Genomic DNA, 15,699 nt, shown 5'->3' with positions numbered 1-15,699 from the left:
GATGCAAAAGAGAAAAAAAATAAACCTAATCATAACATATGTGTTAGCTATATTCGTATTAATGATTTTTGTCGGTCCATATTTATGGATGGTGGCAACTGCACTAAAATCCCAAGGTGAAGTAATGGCTTGGCCACCGACAATTATCCCGACTGAGTTTCACTTTCAAAACTTTGTGGATATCTGGCAAAATTCCGTATTACCGAGAGCATTTTTTAATAGTGTTATTGTTGCGACAATAGCGACAGTTATCAACGTGTTTTTTGCTTCATTAGCGGCTTTTGCTTTTGCTCGGTTGGAATTTCCATGGAAAAATAGTTTATTTTTAGCTGTGTTAGCTACGATGATGATTCCACCTGGCTTAATGATCGTTCCTTTATTTTCGTTGATTCGCAATATTCCATTTACCGGTCCGTCAGGGTGGTTGGACAGCTATGCAGGTCTCATCATTCCGACAGCGATAACTGGTTTTGCGATCTTTTTATTAAAACAGTACTTTATGTCTATCCCGAAAGATTTGGATGACCAAGCAGCAATTGATGGTTGCTCGAAATTTCAAATTTACTGGAGAATTATTCTTCCATTAAGTAGACCAGCCTTGGCTTTAGTAGCCATTTTTACCTTTTTAGGGAATTGGAATGAATATTTATGGCATTTGACAGTGGCAAGATCTGCTGATATGTATACCATTCAAATTGCCTTAGCTAGATTCCAAACTGAACACAATATTGAATGGACATTAATTATGGCTGGTGCAACAACTGCGGCTGTACCAATGTTAATTATGTATTTTGCATTACAACCACTATTTGAAAAAGGTTTGGGCGGTATCGGAACGGGGATGAAAGACTAATGAGACAGCATAAAGAAAATCTAGAAACGATATCACTTATGATTAATGAGAAGATTCCTAAAGAAATAGAAGGACAATATATAACACTTCCGTTTGAAGTTTTTGAGCCTGTTCAAGAAATTAAGGTGCATTTAGAAGTACTAGGTGAAGGCGAAAATGTCATTGATTTAGGGTTGGAAGGTCCTGATGGATTAAAAGGATGGAGTGGAGGAGCTCGCAGGTCTCTATTTGTACGAGAAGACAGAGCTACCCCTGGTTATACTTTGGAAAAGTTAAAAAAAGGAACTTGGGGAGTCGTGTTAAACGCATATAAAATAGGTGGGGCTTGTCGTGTTGAAGTGACAGTGGAGATGAAGCCTGAATCCCCTCAATGGATTAAAGGTGACTTGCATATGCATTCCAACCATAGTGATTCACCCTATTCACTATCAGAAGTCATCACAAATGCAAAAAATGCCGGATTAGAGTATATTGCCTTAACGGACCATAATACTTTTAGCCAAAACGAAGCTTTCGAGCCGCAAGAAGATTTAGTCATCATTCCAGCTGTAGAATTAACAACCAATAGAGGACATAGTAATTTCTATGGGGTGAAACGACCATTTAATGATTTCAGGTGTCAAACTATTCAAGATGTGAAACGTATTATCTCTGAAGGGAAAGCTAATAACGCATTGATTTCTGCTAACCATCCTCACTGTGATAATTGTTGGTGGGATTGGGGATTGGAAAACTTTGATTTTGAATATGTGGAAATATGGAATGGCCCATGGAGCGATAGAAACTTACGAGCACTAAATTGGTGGCATGAACAACTGGTAAAGGGAAAAAGAATCATTGCCCTAGGTGGGAGTGATAAGCACGGTCCTGATGAATGGATTAAGTATGGTGAACCTACGACGGCGGTCGAAGCATCTATCCATAGCCCGCAGGGAATTCTAAAGGCAATTGAAAAGGGACGGGTGTCTATCTTATCAACTCCTAAAGGAGCAGTTATCGACCTTCATATCAACGGACGAAATATGGGTGATACTGTAAGGATTCCAGAAGACTCTACTAATGTCAATTTAAATGTTTCTATTCAAAATCCGATATATGGTACATTGAGAGTATATTCATCTGAAGGACTTTGTGTAGAGCAAACACTTGAACTAGAAGATAACAGTCTTTCATTTTCATTAAAGTCGGATGTCCAATTTTACCGGGTAGAAGTTTGGGGTGAAGATAAAAGGTCTTTATTGTTATCGCCACAAGCCATTAGTAATCCAATATTTATAAATGGAAGCAGGGACTGATAATAATGTCTAAAATTGATGATGTTGCAAAGTTAGCTAATGTTTCAAAAGGGACTGTCTCGAATGTATTTAGTCAGAAGCGTCCCATAAGTGAAAAGGTAAGAATCAGAGTTTTAGACGCAGCGCAGGAATTAAAGTATACACCTAATCAAATTGCTCGTAGCTTAGTAACAAAAAAAACTATGACGATTTCCCTTAACATTCCGCATTCAAAAAATTTATCGTTGAGTACATTTCATACGAACTTAATTAACGGTGTAATTACGGAAGCTTCTGCACAAAACTATCGAATTTTAATTGATACATTATCTCAAGACCAATTGGATCTACCTTTTTTATCAAGGGATGCAGTCGATGGCGTCGTTATTCTAAACCCAAGATCAGATGATAGTCGTTTAAAATACTTGAAGCATTTCGGAATTCCTTTTGTAGTAATTGGCGAACCATCTGATGAATATATAGATCAGGTTTCTTATACTGATAATAATAATGAAGAAATCGTTCGTGAGATCACTTTGTTTTTGTTAGAAAAGGGGCATGAACGAATACTTTATTTAAATGCCCCATCTATAATGACTGTTTCAAAGGTTAGAGAGAAAGGATTTTATCAAGCATATAAAGATTTAAGTTTGTCACCTGAACAAGCGAAAGTTTATTTTAAAGAATCGTTAAGTGAAGACCCGGGTGTTTATGGCTATGAAAAAGTGTTAGAGTATCTTCAAGATAATAAAGGTGAATTCACAGCAATAATTACTGATACAGATAAGGTTGCCTTAGGAGCATTAAGAGCTCTTAAAGAGTTAGATCTTATAATCCCTGAAGATATTTCAATTATAGCGCTAAGTGATGATTTGGTCCTTTCTCATGAACTAACCCCTCCATTATCAACGGTTGACATGGATGCTACAAAGTTAGGACAGGAATCTGTTCGAATGTTATTTAATCAATTAGGGGTTGGGGATTTTGAACCATCTAAGAAGAAGATTGTTAAAGCTAAGTTTAAACCTAGAGGCTCATGTGCTAAAGCTAAAGATTAGAATATTTACTACGAATTTAAGAATATCTCAAAACTGATCTATAAGTGAATAATTTGTGAAGAGTTTGCACGTTATTCTAGGTGATACTATACAAAAAGCTTGTTAGTTTATTAGATATCATTATAACTAACAATACTTTGAATATCTGACTAACAGTAATTATTCACCGAAAGGAGAAAATAAATGATTCGAACAGTTCACGTAGTTTTCAAAACACATTTAGACATTGGATTTACTGATCTAGCTGAAAGTGTTATTGATCAATACGTTGCCCAGTATATTCCAAAGGCGATTGACCTTGCGGAAGAATTAAAAGCTTCAGGGGGAAAAGAAAGGTATTTGTGGACGACAGGTTCATGGCTCATTCAGCATTACTTGAAAACCACATCGATCACTGAACAGAAAAAGATGAAGAAGGCGATTAAAGATGGCCACATTACTTGGCATGGATTACCCTTTACAACGCATACAGAGCTGATGGATAAAGAGCTTTTGGGATACAGTCTTTCTGTTTCTAATAATCTCGATAAAGAATTTGGTCGAACAACCATTGCTGCGAAAATGACGGATGTACCAGGGCATACGCTCTCGATGGTTCCTCAACTTGCAGAGCACGGAATAAAGTATTTACATCTCGGTGTAAACCCAGCGTCTCAAGTACCAAAGGTTCCAAAATTGTTCCGCTGGATGGCGCCGTGTGGTTCAGAAGTGATTGTCAATTACGCAGATAACTATGGCGAAATCCTTCAAGTCGATGGTATGGAGGATGTTTTAGTGTTTGCGCATACAGGTGATAACTGTGGACCTTCGTCTAGAGAAGAAATCGCCAACCAGTTCGCAGAGTTGCAAGAGCGTTTTCCTAATGCTGATATAAAAGCTTCTACAATGGATGCTTTCGCCGAAAAGTTGTTAGCTGTCAAGGATACATTGCCTATTATTACTGAGGAAATAGGTGATACATGGATTCACGGTGCCGGGACCGACCCGTATAAATTAGCAGGCTATCGTGAAATTTTGCGTCTTCGATTGAAGTGGTTGAGTGAAGGAAACCTTGATAAAAACTCTAAAGAGTATGATGTGTTAAGTGAGAATTTATCTCTCGTTGCGGAACACACGTGGGGTATGGATTTAAAAAAACACTTGCCAGATTTCACAAACTACTCAAAACCTGATTTCACTATTGCAAGGGCGAACGATTATGTAAACGAGGATGTTATCATCAATAAATATAATTACATAGGTGCATTTGCCATGGATGAGAGAGACAAACACTCTAAAGGATTATTCAAGCACAAGGAAAATGGTTTTAGTTATAAACAGTTTGAAAGTTCCTGGGCAGAGCAACGAAACTATCTGCAAAAAGCTATTGATGGATTAGAGAAAGTGAAAAAGGAAGAGGCTGAGCAAGTATTAGCTAATTTACGAACACCTCCACAAGAGTTGGAAGATATGGAAAAGTTACAAATAAGAGAAAACTATCATCTTGGAAACTTTGAAGTTGCTTTTGATGTAAATGGTGCAATCTGTTCATTAGTAGACAAAACAGGTAAAGTATGGGCTGATGAAAAACAAAGACTTGGATTGTTTTCATATGAAACTTTTGGACCGGAAAATTATGATCACTGGTTTAGAACGTATATGAGTAATTTAAAAAAGACACACTCTTGGTCTGACTCTGATTATGGAAAACCAGGGTTTGAATATGCCGAACCAAAAGCAGAACATTCCTTATATGAACCAGTAGTAACTTCACTTCAGTTGAAGCGTAGCAAGAAAGTTGATGTGGTTCAATTGAATTTGAAGATGCCTGAATATCCTGTTCTTCATTTTGGATCACCTGAAATACTGATTGTTGAATTTTCTTTTTGCAAGTTTTTGAATGCAATAGATATTGAGTTGTATTGGAAGAACAAAGATGCCAATAGACTACCTGAGGCCAGTTGGTTTTCGTTTTCGCCAATAGTTGACAATTCGAATCATTGGAAAATTCATAAACTGGGTTCTTATGTATCACCATTAAATGTTGTAAAAGATGGAAATCGTAATTTGCATGCAGTTGATAAAGGGATGTTATATGAGGGCACTGATGGAACTATGACAATCAATACAAGCGATGCAGCGTTAGTTTGCCCAGGCGAACGTAAATTATTGCGTTTTGATAACCGCTTTGCTTCATTAGATGGTGGAATGCATGTGAACTTACACAATAACATATGGGGAACGAACTTTCCAATGTGGTATGAGGAAGATGCAAAATTTCGATTTAAACTAGTTCTGGATTCAAATCAATCATAAAAAAACGGTGAACTTTGATAAATCAGTAGAAAAATATGACTTAGTAGAAACTTGATAGACTGGCGAAAGCTAGTCTATTTTTGTATAGTTCTCAGCTGATAGCAGTGATAATATAAAGCATTATATTCATGAGGATTTTAATATTTTAGAAGGGAGTAAAAAAACAATGGAGGGACAATTAAAAACTTTTACGGTTGCTATTGATGATATACAAAGACAAATGTTAAAGATGGGTGAGTTGGTTAACAGAGAAATGAACTTAGCTGTTGAATCGATATTTTCCGAGAAAAAAGACATAGAGAATGAAGTCATTCAGATAGATAAAAAAGTAGATGACTTTGATAATAAAATACAATCATCTATTTTACAGTTAATTACAATACAACCTCCGTTTCCAAGAGAGCTTGAAGTGTTAACAACAATGATTAGAATTTCTCGTGAACTTGAGCGAATCGGAGATCATTCTGTAAATATTGTTGAAATTAGCCAATTTATAAAAGTTAATAAGGCATCACAGCTATATATTGTGTTTAGAGAAATGAGCGGTCTTACTTCAAAAATGTTGGAAGAAAGTATTCAAATGTTAAGAAAAAGTAGTAATGATCAAGAGCAACTCATTATGGAAAAAGAGGAGGAAGTAGATCGTTATTTTGATGCGAATCAAAAGTTTATCGTGGCAGAAATGAGACGTGACAATGAGCAAATTGAGTCGTTAGTTCATTTATTAATGGTTAATCGATACCTTGAGCGTGGAGCTGACCATATTGTGAATGTGGTACGTTTACATGAAAAAAGTAATGATTAGGGAGAGGGTTTAAAGTGATTGTACAATTAATTATGGGGGTGTTAGGTGGATTAGGTATATTTCTCTATGGAATGTATATCGCAAGTGAGGGTTTGAAAAAATCAGCTTCAAGTCATTTAAAGAACTTTCTAAGTAGGGTAACGAAAAATCAATTCTTAGGAGCTTTTGCAGGAATGGTGTTAGCAGCTGGTTTACAATCCTCAAGCGCTGCAACAGTAATGGTTGTTGGTTTTGTAAATGCCGGTTTACTGACGTTGCGACAAGCGATGGGGGTTATGTTAGGCTCTGCGATTGGAACAACCGTGACAGTGCAACTAATTGCCTTTAATATAACAGACTATGCTTTAATATTTATTGCTTTAGGAGTATTGGTCTTCTTAGTATCGTCTAAATCTATTGGGAGTATATTATTAGGATTTGGATTTGTCTTTTTTGGTATGGGAATTATTACAGAAGCAATGCTTCCAATTCAAACGAACCCAGAGTTTGCGGGTGCTTTTGTCTATTTAACGGACAATCTTATCATCACTATATTAATTGCTTTAGTTTTTACGGCAATCGTACAAAATAGTGCTGCGACTATTGCCATTGCAATGACCCTAGCAGCTAGTGGGTCTTTAACGATGGAAGCTGCAATAGCCATTGTATACGGAGCTAATATTGGAACAGTTGTCACGGCTTTAGTTTCAAGCATTAATGCTTCGAAGGATGCACAACGGACAGCCGTTGCACATGCCATATTTAAGGTCATAGGGGTTTTATTTTTTCTACCATTAACTCCTATTTTGGTAAATGTATTAGACATGATTGGAGGGGACATAGAACGTAAGATAGCGTATGGACATTCAATCTTTAACATTGTTAATATGCTAATTTTGTTACCGTTCTGTAATAAATTTGCAGATTGGATGGTTATATTAATATCTATAAAAGATAAGACTCCAAAGCATATTAAATACTTAGATAAAGGTAGTTTAGAGGTTCCTACTGTGGCACTTATTCAAGTTAGAAAAGAATTGGGCCATATGGCGATCGTATTAGATAAAAAGATGTTTCACGACTTTTATATGTTATTAAATGAACGAAATGCAGGTCATAGACAATCTATTATTCAAACTGAGAAAATAATAGATGTTATATATAGAAGTAACTATCATTACTTGCAAAAAATAACGAAAAAAGATTTATCGGATGAAGAATCAAATGAAAGTCTTAAATACCTTTATATTAATAATGATTTAGAAGGAATTTCCGATGCTTTACAACAAATTGCCCATACGACAATTAAGTTAGAGACTGCATCATCGAGTTTAAATGAATGGGAAATAAATGGAATTAATGAATTATATAAAGAAGTTTACAAGAGTTATTCTCATGCTGTTAAAGCGTTTGAAGAAAATGATAATAATATAGCTATGGAAGTTATTAATCGGAATCCAATGATTTTGCGGAGAGAAAAGGAGTTGAGGTTTCAGCATTTCTATCACGGTGAAAATGAAAGCAGTCGTTTAAGCTCCATTTATGTAGACGTTATCAATGATTTATTACGAGTAAATCATCATAGTGTTGATATTTCCCATACAGTCATTGGAATGGTTTAACATATTGAGGAAAAATTAAGTGATAGTTTTCAAAAAATGTTTCGAGCGGGTTAATCAAACGAGGGGTAGTTAATTATGCTAGAAAATAAACTTCATTTCACAGAAGTTATAAAAATATGAGAATAGCCATAAGGCAATAAGTGAAATAAAGTGTTTGAAAGTGCAATTGCCAAATATGCTTTACCCAGTTAATGAAGGGCTCTAAACTTCACCAAGCCATTTATCTATGATAGGTTTCACTGGATCCATCACTCTTGCTCCTCTTTTGTGGCAACTTCACTTCAAACTCTTCTTGATTGGCATATTCCTTACTGTACGTGGGTCTACTTCCACCCTGGTAGCTACACTGGAATAATTATTGCCTTTCTGATTCACTTCGCGTCTGATATAATCTATCTGAGTCACTTCTAACATCTCCTAATATCCTCCTGTCAAACGTTGTTGGTCCAACGAGGAGTTTAAAGTTATTTTGAGAAGTTAGCAAGTGGCGTTTTTTAATTTATGAGGGCCCCGCGGGGCCCTCATAAATTAACTGCCGTCCCCTACATATTTAGTTTGCCATAAACAATGTGAGTATTGCGGACAAATTGAGCCTTTAAAAATAAGAATTCAATTTAGAAATTTTATAATTAATGAGAGCTCATTTCCGTTGATTATCAAAGGTTTTTAGAGCTTTCTTAATTAGACACCATGTATTGCACATGATAAAATTTCTAAATAGATGTGGAATGCAAGGTTTAAAATGATGGATATTACTAGTACTCTATTACGTTCATTAAGATGTAATTGAAATCAATAATTGCACAATAAAGTAAGCGCATTCAATTTAAGGGATAAAATAAACAAGTTGGAGTGATACATATGGCAAACAAGCTATACCATGGTGCAGCGTATTATCCTGAGCTTTGGGATGAAAAGGTGATTGAAGAGGATATTAACCTCATGAAAGAAGCAGGCATTAACGTAGCGCGAATGGGAGAGTTCGCTTGGCATACGATGGAGCAGGAAGAAGGAAATATCGACATACGTTTTTTTGTAGATATTGTTCATAAGCTACATGAAAACGGGATCGAGACGGTGATGTGTACGCCGACGCCAACTCCTCCTATCTGGTTCACTCATAACCACCCTGAGCGAATGTATGTCAGTCAGGACCGCACCGTAATGGGACATGGTTCGCGTCAGCATGCTTGTACGAATCATCCGTACTTTCGAAAGAAAGCAAATGAGATTACAGAACATATTGCCAAAGCAGTTGGTTCATTGCCAGGAGTGATTGGTTGGCAAATTGATAACGAATTTAAATGTCATGTGAGTGAATGTATGTGTGAGCAATGTCGTACTTTATGGCACCAATGGTTAGAGGAGCGCTACGAAACGATTGAACAGCTAAATGAGGCGTGGGGAACGAAGATTTGGAGTCAATATTACCATTCGTTTGATCAAGTGCCACAGCCTGGTCCTGCTCCATTTTTGCATAATTCTTCATTAAGTACGATGTATCGCCAGTTTTCTATGGAAAAGATAGCGGAGTTTTCTGATAGTCAGGCCGAAATTATTCGGCAATATTCAGACGCCCCGATTACTCATAATAGTAATTTCCCATTTTCAGTTGATAATGAACGTTTATTTCAAAATCTAGACTTTGCTTCGTTTGATACATATGCATCACAGGAGAATAAAGCATCCTATTTAATGAATTGTGATCTGTGGCGTAACTTTAAAAAAGGTAGAGACTTTTGGATTATGGAAACGAGCACGTCACATGCTGCTTCGCTTGAGAGCTATGCAAGTCCGCATGCAAATGGTTATTTACGAGCAGAGGCGATTGCTTCGTATGCGCTAGGTGGAGAAGCTTTTTGTTATTGGTTATGGAGACAGCAACGAGCAGGGTGCGAGCAACCACATGGTTCGGTAATTAGTGCTTGGGGGAAGCCAACGATCGGTTTTCAAAGTGTCTTAGAAGTGGAAGAGATGAGAAAGAAAGTGGAGCCATTTATGGTTGCAACAAAGCCCCAGCAAGCGGACATCGCGATAACGTATTCGGATCAAGCAAAGGCTTTCTTTCAAACGGAGCCTCACCAGCAAATGAATTTCAGGTCATTAGTGACGAATTTTTATAATCATTTTGTCTCCTTAGGGGTTCATCGAGATTTGATTCCAGAAAAGGGAAGCTTACAAGACTATAAGCTATTATTTACACCATTCTTGCCGTATATTTCAGATGAATATCGAAAGCAAGCAGTTGATTTTGTGAAAAGTGGTGGAACATGGATCGTTGGGCCTCTAAGCGGTGGACGAACGAAAGAGCATACGATTCATACAAATGCCGCACTCGGAGAACTTGAAGAAATCGCCGGGATCGAAGCGTTGTACACATATCCGATGGATGGAACCGGCTCAGTCGGTCATGCATTTGGTGAAAAAGCACCGTTAGCGTTATGGAGTACGGTGTTTGAACATGTTGAGCAAACGACTGTCGGTACGATTGCAGGAGGCAACTCAGATGGAAAGGCCTTCATAACAGAATCGAAAGTTGGAAAAGGGAAAATAGTTCACATCGGTTCTTTACCTGTGGAGGAAGATGGGGATTCCTTATTAATGAAACTCATAGATCATTATGCAACAGAAGCAGGAGTAAGTGTGCGAACGGATGTGACGAAAGGAACGATTGTCGCACCGCGAATCGATGATGAAGGCACGCAATCGTGGGTGATTGTCAATATGGATGGAGAAGGTGGAAGTGTGACCGTTCCAGTCAAAGCATTGGATCGTTTAACAGAAGAGATGATTTCAGCGGGACGACTAGAGATTGGACCTTACGAATATCGAGTCCTTTCGTTATTAAATAAAGGATGAGAAACGAAGGAGTTAAATCAAGTCATTCATAAAATTGATTAACTAATGAATTTAACGACGAAAAAGACGGACTTTTGTTAAAAAGGGTCCGTCTTTTTCTGTGTTGCTTGGAGCTGATTCAAGTACTTCTCGTTCTAATTAAAGCTCCATTCTATAGAAAACAACCTTCATTTATAATCTATTGTATAATGATTCTAACGATATTTTACGGTGAGTGGAGTGAGTGTGGATGCATTGCTGAGAAGAAGGTTTAAACTACGTTCAATTATTATATGTCTTGTTATTATCGTAGTAGCAATTTCATTATTTATCACAGATGTTCTAGTAAGCAATACGATCAGTGATCAAATTATGGATGATCAAGAAGAAAAAGCATTAACGGTAGCTAGAATTGTAGCTGAATCAGAAACGGTGCAACAAAGTTTGGCAGAGGAAACACCCGAAAATATTCAGGTGTTTGCTAATGATATAAGGTCGACCTCAGGAGTACTATTTATCGTCGTGATGGACATGAATGGGATTCGCTATTCTCACCCGAACGCTGATTTGGTGGGCCTTCCATTCGAGGGAGAAGATGAAGCGAATGCTTTAATGGGGCAGGAGTACAGTTCCATTTCCAAGGGGACTTTAGAAACCTCTCTACGTTCATTCACACCGGTTATGAGTGAAGATAATGAGCAATTAGGCGCTGTAGCTGTGGGGATTTCTTTAGAAAATGTAGAGCAAACCTTGGATGAAAGTCATAAAAATCTCATTATAGGATCGCTATTCGGAATCATTACAGGGATTATCGGTGCCTTACTCATTGCTAATTACATAAAGAAAATTCTCTACGGATTAGAACCTTTTACAATCGCAAAAACGTTTGAAGAAAGAAATACGATGCTTCAATCTGTGCGTGAGGGTATTATTGCAGTGGATAAAGATGCTAGAATTACTCTCGTTAATAAATCGGGATTACAATTGTTTGCAAAAGCAGGACTGAAAAACGACCCGATAGGAATGGAAATCACCGAGTATATGCCTAGAAATGGTTTAGAAGAAGTGTTACAAACCGGGAACTCCGAACTTGATTCAGAGTTAACGATAAATGGGATGTCATTTGTCGTTAATCGAACACCATTAATTGTTGATAATCAAATCATTGGTGCTATTTCTACTTTTAGAGATAAAACAGAAGTGAATGAAATGGCTAAACAGTTAAGTGGTGTGAAATTATATGCAGAAGCGCTTCGTTCACAATCACATGAAGTGATGAATAAGTTTCACGTAATACTCGGGTTGGTTAGAAATAGGTCCTACGAAGAATTATCTCATTATATACGCGAATTAGTCGATCATAAAAACAATGAAATAGGAATCGTGACGAGAAACATAAAAGATCCAGTTTTAGCAGGGTTTCTGATCGGTAAACTTAGTTATGCGAGGGAAAATGGGATAACGTTGAACATTATAAATGAAACGGACATTCCGTCTCCAAAATCAAGTGACACTACTCACGAATTGATTACAATTTTAGGAAATTTAATTGATAATGTGATCGAAGCATTAACGGTAAGTAAGAGTAACCAGATTGATGTCAAGTTAAGCTATGATCAAGGATCACTAAAATTACAGGTGGAAGATACTGGTCCTGGAATCAAACGGCAGCACTTAGCACATATATTTGAAAAAGGGTTTTCGACGAAAGGGAAAAATAGAGGCTACGGATTGTTCCTTGTGAAAAACAGTATGGATAAACTGGGTGGTAACTTTACGGTTGATTCTTTTCAAGGGGAAGGAACAGTATTTACAATGGACATACCCTATGAAATTGAGGTGAACGGGATTGATTAATGTATTAATAGTAGAAGATGATCCCATGGTTGCAAAATTCAATAAACAATATTTAGAAGAAATAGACGGATTCCATTTAGTTGGTATCGCTAATTCTTTTGATTCTGCGATGGAGTATATAAAAACGACTGTCATTGATCTCATATTGTTGGATATTTATATGGCTGGAAAAAACGGTTTGGAGCTTTTAAAAGATATTAGAGATAATGAACTGCAAAATATTGATGTCATCCTTATTACCGCAGCAACGGACGTCGATTCTATCCAGACAGCATTAAGGAATGGCGCTGTTGACTATATAATTAAACCATTTGAATTTGAGAGATTCCATCATTCCTTGGCTACGTATAAAGGGAAGTTTCACTTGTTAAATAAGCAAGGTGCTTTAAATCAGGATGTACTTGATTCCGAAATATTTCATCAAAGAGAAAAAAGAGTGAGTCTTTTGCCTAAAGGGCTTTCTAAAAGTACATTACAAGTTATTTTTAATGCAATGGAAGAATTGAAAGGAGAAGCTTTTTCAACGGATGAAGTTGCGGAGAAAAGTAATATATCAAGAGTATCGGTGAGGAAGTATTTAAAATTCCTAAATGAGATAGGTGTGTTAGGAGAAAGAATGACATACGGACCTGTTGGGAGACCAACTTACTTATATACGTATAAAAAATCAAATAAATCGGCCATCTCTAAATTTCTATAAGAGAAGGGTCAAAAAGGTAGTTTTTTTACCTTTTTGACACTCCTTTAAGCAATGAGCTATGCCGCTGCATTGTTTTAAGCCTGTTCTGAGTGGTTTTCTCAGAACAGGCGAGCAGCGTTTATAGCCATTGCACATACCTATTTGAACTTCCTCTATAAGATAGATCGTTTTCTTAAAAGCAGCCAATCGGTTGATTTTTTTAATTACAAAACCTTTTTTAAGTTACAAAACATTTCACAATTTGGTCACATTCTTTAAGATATAAATAGATCAGTGAAAGCGATTCCAATTTATAGGTGATCCTTCTAGAAAAAAACTTACGACATAAAAATGAAAAAGCTTTTCCGGAAAGGGGAATGTGAAATGGTAGAGGCAGCAAAAAAATTACTTACAAATCATAAAAACGAAGATATTTTATATGAGATAAAATCAAAAGAGGCAGTTAAAGTGTTTCATATGCCGATAATCTGGTTTGCTGTGATTTTAGCATTAACGATTGTTAGTATATATACCGATAATCTTCCCGCAGGCATGATTGGTAGTCTGTTGGTGATGATCGTATTAGGCGAAACACTTGGTTGGATTGGTGATCGAACACCTATTATAAATAATTTTCTTGGCGGAGGCGCTATTGTCGCAATATTTGGATCTGCTTATCTAGTTTACAGTGGTATCTTACCAGAATCAGTAACGACTTCTGTGGATGGATTCATGACAACTGGAGGCTTTCTGGACTTCTACATTGCAGCTTTAATTACGGGAAGCATTCTTGGAATGGACTCAAAAATATTAGTAAAAATCGGAGCCCGCTATTTTGCACCAATCATTGGTGCTGTTATTGTAGCGATGGGAATGGCGGCACTCGTTGGATCATTGTCGGGATTTACGCTACAAGATGCAGTTCTAGTTATTACCTTGCCAATTATGGGAGGCGGCATGGGGGCAGGAGCCGTTCCTATGTCACAAGTTTATTCTGAATTCCTTGGCAATCCGCCAAGCTACTATATTTCTATGCTAGTTCCAGCTTTAGCGCTTGGCAATGTATTTGCGATCGTATTCGCAAGTTTGTTAAATAAACTTGGTAACAAAATGCCTTCTTTGACTGGAAACGGTCAATTAATAAAAGGGTTTGAAATGGAGAAGAATGAATCAACATTTGATATTCAAAAATTAGCCGTAGGATTACTTGCAGCATTGGTTTTCTTTGTAAGTGGGAACATTCTTGGTGGATTTATTCCATTGCACCCTTATGCTCTAATGATCATTCTTGTAGCAATGGCAAAAATCTTCAACCTTATTCCAAAAAATATCGTGGACGGGGCAAGTCAATGGTATCAATTCGTTGCAAAAACATTTACGCTTGCCTTACTTTTTGGAATTGGAGTAGCTTATACAGACTTAAATGCAGTTCTAGGTGCCTTAAGCATACAATATGTCCTTATTGTAGGAGCTGTCGTACTAGGCGCAGCGATAGGAGCTGGTATTGTCGGTAAATTTGTAGGTTTCTACCCTATTGAATCAGCTATCACTGCTGGTCTTTGTATGGCGAACATGGGTGGAACCGGTGACGTTGCCGTACTTTCTGCTTCGAAGAGAATGGAATTAATGCCTTTTGCTCAAATTGCTTCAAGACTAGGCGGAGCCTTGATCCTCTTATTGGCGGGATTGCTCATTCCTATATTTTTATAAGTCTTTCAAGGGGTTCTCATTAATCAATGAGACCCCTTATTATTTGAAGATAAGAGTGTATAAGTCGACAGCTATCTTTACGACACAAGCATCAAGGGAAGTTCGCCTCCTTTCGAGTAGCACCTACACACACTTCGTAGGTGCTACTCGGGGGTGGCTTTAAAGATCACGCTGTATTTAATAAAAGACGCTACGCGTTTTTCTTAAGTTACATATCCATTGTGCGGCAGCAAGGAGATCGGGAAAGTACATGTCAGCATCAGCCTGTCTTTCTTTTCGGTCTCCAACAAGGATAGTCTGAGTACCAGCTTCTTTTCCAGCTTCAATATCAGGTTCTCTATCTCCGATCATGTAGCTTTTTTCTAAATCGATATCGTATTTTTTTGCCAAGTCAGTAATCATTTGCGGTTTCGGCTTGCGACATGCACACTTAGCGTGTGGCTTATGGGGACAATAAGCGATATGATCAATTTCGGCTCCATATACAGCTAAATCATCCTGCATTTTTTTATGTACATTTTGCAAGGCCATTTCCTCCATAAAACCAAGTCCGATACCTCCTTGATTCGTGACCACAAAAACCTTAAACCCTTCCTCATTAAACAATTTAATGGCTTCGCCGACACCATCTAATAAATAGAAATCCTCAGGTTTGTTCACAAACTTTACTCGATGACTTAGTACTTCGTTAATTACTCCATCTCGGTCTAAAAACATTCCAATCGTCAT

General features: G+C 37.3%; 12 protein-coding genes. 10 read left to right on the top strand and 2 right to left on the bottom strand.

The annotated features are described in order from the left end of the window. The first annotated feature begins 1 nt into the window (after position 1). From CEF18_RS14315 to CEF18_RS14290, 6 genes are all read left to right on the top strand, one after another. On the top strand, positions 2 to 853 hold the full coding sequence (locus CEF18_RS14315; RefSeq protein WP_110937093.1) for a carbohydrate ABC transporter permease: 852 nt from the start codon (positions 2 to 4) through the stop codon (positions 851 to 853). Continuing rightward, on the top strand, positions 853 to 2,148 hold the full coding sequence (locus CEF18_RS14310; protein WP_110937092.1) for a CehA/McbA family metallohydrolase: 1,296 nt from the start codon (positions 853 to 855) through the stop codon (positions 2,146 to 2,148). Before CEF18_RS14315 ends, CEF18_RS14310 begins: the two co-directional genes overlap by 1 nt. Positions 2,149 to 2,153: 5 nt before the next feature. Next, a complete protein-coding gene (locus CEF18_RS14305) occupies positions 2,154 to 3,185 on the top strand; it encodes a LacI family DNA-binding transcriptional regulator (protein ID WP_110937091.1) in 1,032 nt (343 codons plus the stop codon). A gap of 183 nt (positions 3,186 to 3,368) precedes the next feature. Further along, positions 3,369 to 5,480 (top strand): DUF5054 domain-containing protein, encoded by a 2,112-nt coding sequence (locus CEF18_RS14300; protein ID WP_110937090.1) that lies wholly within the window; start codon positions 3,369 to 3,371, stop codon positions 5,478 to 5,480. A gap of 166 nt (positions 5,481 to 5,646) precedes the next feature. Continuing rightward, positions 5,647 to 6,285 carry a phosphate signaling complex protein PhoU gene (gene phoU / locus CEF18_RS14295; RefSeq protein ID WP_110937089.1) on the top strand — a complete coding sequence of 213 codons (639 nt, stop codon included), beginning with the start codon at positions 5,647 to 5,649 and terminating at the stop codon, positions 6,283 to 6,285. 14 nt (positions 6,286 to 6,299) lie between these two features. Further along, positions 6,300 to 7,886 (top strand): Na/Pi cotransporter family protein, encoded by a 1,587-nt coding sequence (locus CEF18_RS14290; protein WP_110937088.1) that lies wholly within the window; start codon positions 6,300 to 6,302, stop codon positions 7,884 to 7,886. A gap of 276 nt (positions 7,887 to 8,162) precedes the next feature. Here CEF18_RS14290 and CEF18_RS14285 read toward each other — a convergent pair whose 3' ends face one another. Continuing rightward, positions 8,163 to 8,300 (bottom strand): hypothetical protein, encoded by a 138-nt coding sequence (locus CEF18_RS14285; protein ID WP_223292310.1) that lies wholly within the window; start codon positions 8,298 to 8,300, stop codon positions 8,163 to 8,165. Between the two features lie 447 nt (positions 8,301 to 8,747). Here CEF18_RS14285 and CEF18_RS14280 point away from each other — a divergent pair, with 447 nt between their 5' ends. The 4 genes from CEF18_RS14280 (at position 8,748) to CEF18_RS14265 (ending at position 14,970) form a co-directional block, all read left to right on the top strand. Beyond that, positions 8,748 to 10,745, top strand: a complete 1,998-nt coding sequence (locus tag CEF18_RS14280; protein WP_110937087.1) for a beta-galactosidase — start codon at positions 8,748 to 8,750, stop codon at positions 10,743 to 10,745. Between the two features lie 210 nt (positions 10,746 to 10,955). Further along, positions 10,956 to 12,581, top strand: a complete 1,626-nt coding sequence (dcuS, locus tag CEF18_RS14275; RefSeq protein ID WP_223292309.1) for a DcuS/MalK family sensor histidine kinase — start codon at positions 10,956 to 10,958, stop codon at positions 12,579 to 12,581. Then, positions 12,574 to 13,281 (top strand): response regulator, encoded by a 708-nt coding sequence (locus tag CEF18_RS14270; protein WP_110937086.1) that lies wholly within the window; start codon positions 12,574 to 12,576, stop codon positions 13,279 to 13,281. The genes dcuS and CEF18_RS14270 overlap by 8 nt, the downstream gene beginning before the upstream one ends. 363 nt (positions 13,282 to 13,644) lie before the next feature. Then, a complete protein-coding gene (locus CEF18_RS14265; RefSeq protein WP_110937085.1) occupies positions 13,645 to 14,970 on the top strand; it encodes a 2-hydroxycarboxylate transporter family protein in 1,326 nt (441 codons plus the stop codon). 177 nt (positions 14,971 to 15,147) lie between these two features. Here the strand turns inward: CEF18_RS14265 and CEF18_RS14260 are convergent, their stop codons facing one another. After that, positions 15,148 to 15,699: a D-glycero-alpha-D-manno-heptose-1,7-bisphosphate 7-phosphatase gene (locus CEF18_RS14260; protein WP_110937084.1), complete on the bottom strand. Its 552-nt coding sequence runs from the start codon at positions 15,697 to 15,699 to the stop codon at positions 15,148 to 15,150.

The organism is Salipaludibacillus neizhouensis, assembly GCF_002886185.1.
GTDB lineage: Bacteria > Bacillota > Bacilli > Bacillales > Salisediminibacteriaceae > Salipaludibacillus > Salipaludibacillus neizhouensis.
The sequence above is the reverse complement of the archived record's forward strand: the minus strand, read 5'-3'. Positions and strand labels throughout refer to the sequence as shown.

Bases quoted from the DNA above. Each gene is read 5' to 3' on its own strand.
- CEF18_RS14315 (WP_110937093.1), top strand. From the start codon at position 2: ATGCAAAAGAGAAAAAAAATAAACCTAATCATAACATATGTGTTAGCT.
- CEF18_RS14310 (WP_110937092.1), top strand. From the start codon at position 853: ATGAGACAGCATAAAGAAAATCTAGAAACGATATCACTTATGATTAAT.
- CEF18_RS14305 (WP_110937091.1), top strand. From the start codon at position 2,154: ATGTCTAAAATTGATGATGTTGCAAAGTTAGCTAATGTTTCAAAAGGG.
- CEF18_RS14300 (WP_110937090.1), top strand. From the start codon at position 3,369: ATGATTCGAACAGTTCACGTAGTTTTCAAAACACATTTAGACATTGGA.
- phoU (WP_110937089.1), top strand. From the start codon at position 5,647: ATGGAGGGACAATTAAAAACTTTTACGGTTGCTATTGATGATATACAA.
- CEF18_RS14285 (WP_223292310.1), bottom strand. From the start codon at position 8,300: ATGTTAGAAGTGACTCAGATAGATTATATCAGACGCGAAGTGAATCAG.
- CEF18_RS14280 (WP_110937087.1), top strand. From the start codon at position 8,748: ATGGCAAACAAGCTATACCATGGTGCAGCGTATTATCCTGAGCTTTGG.
- CEF18_RS14265 (WP_110937085.1), top strand. From the start codon at position 13,645: ATGGTAGAGGCAGCAAAAAAATTACTTACAAATCATAAAAACGAAGAT.
- CEF18_RS14260 (WP_110937084.1), bottom strand. From the start codon at position 15,699: ATGACGATTGGAATGTTTTTAGACCGAGATGGAGTAATTAACGAAGTA.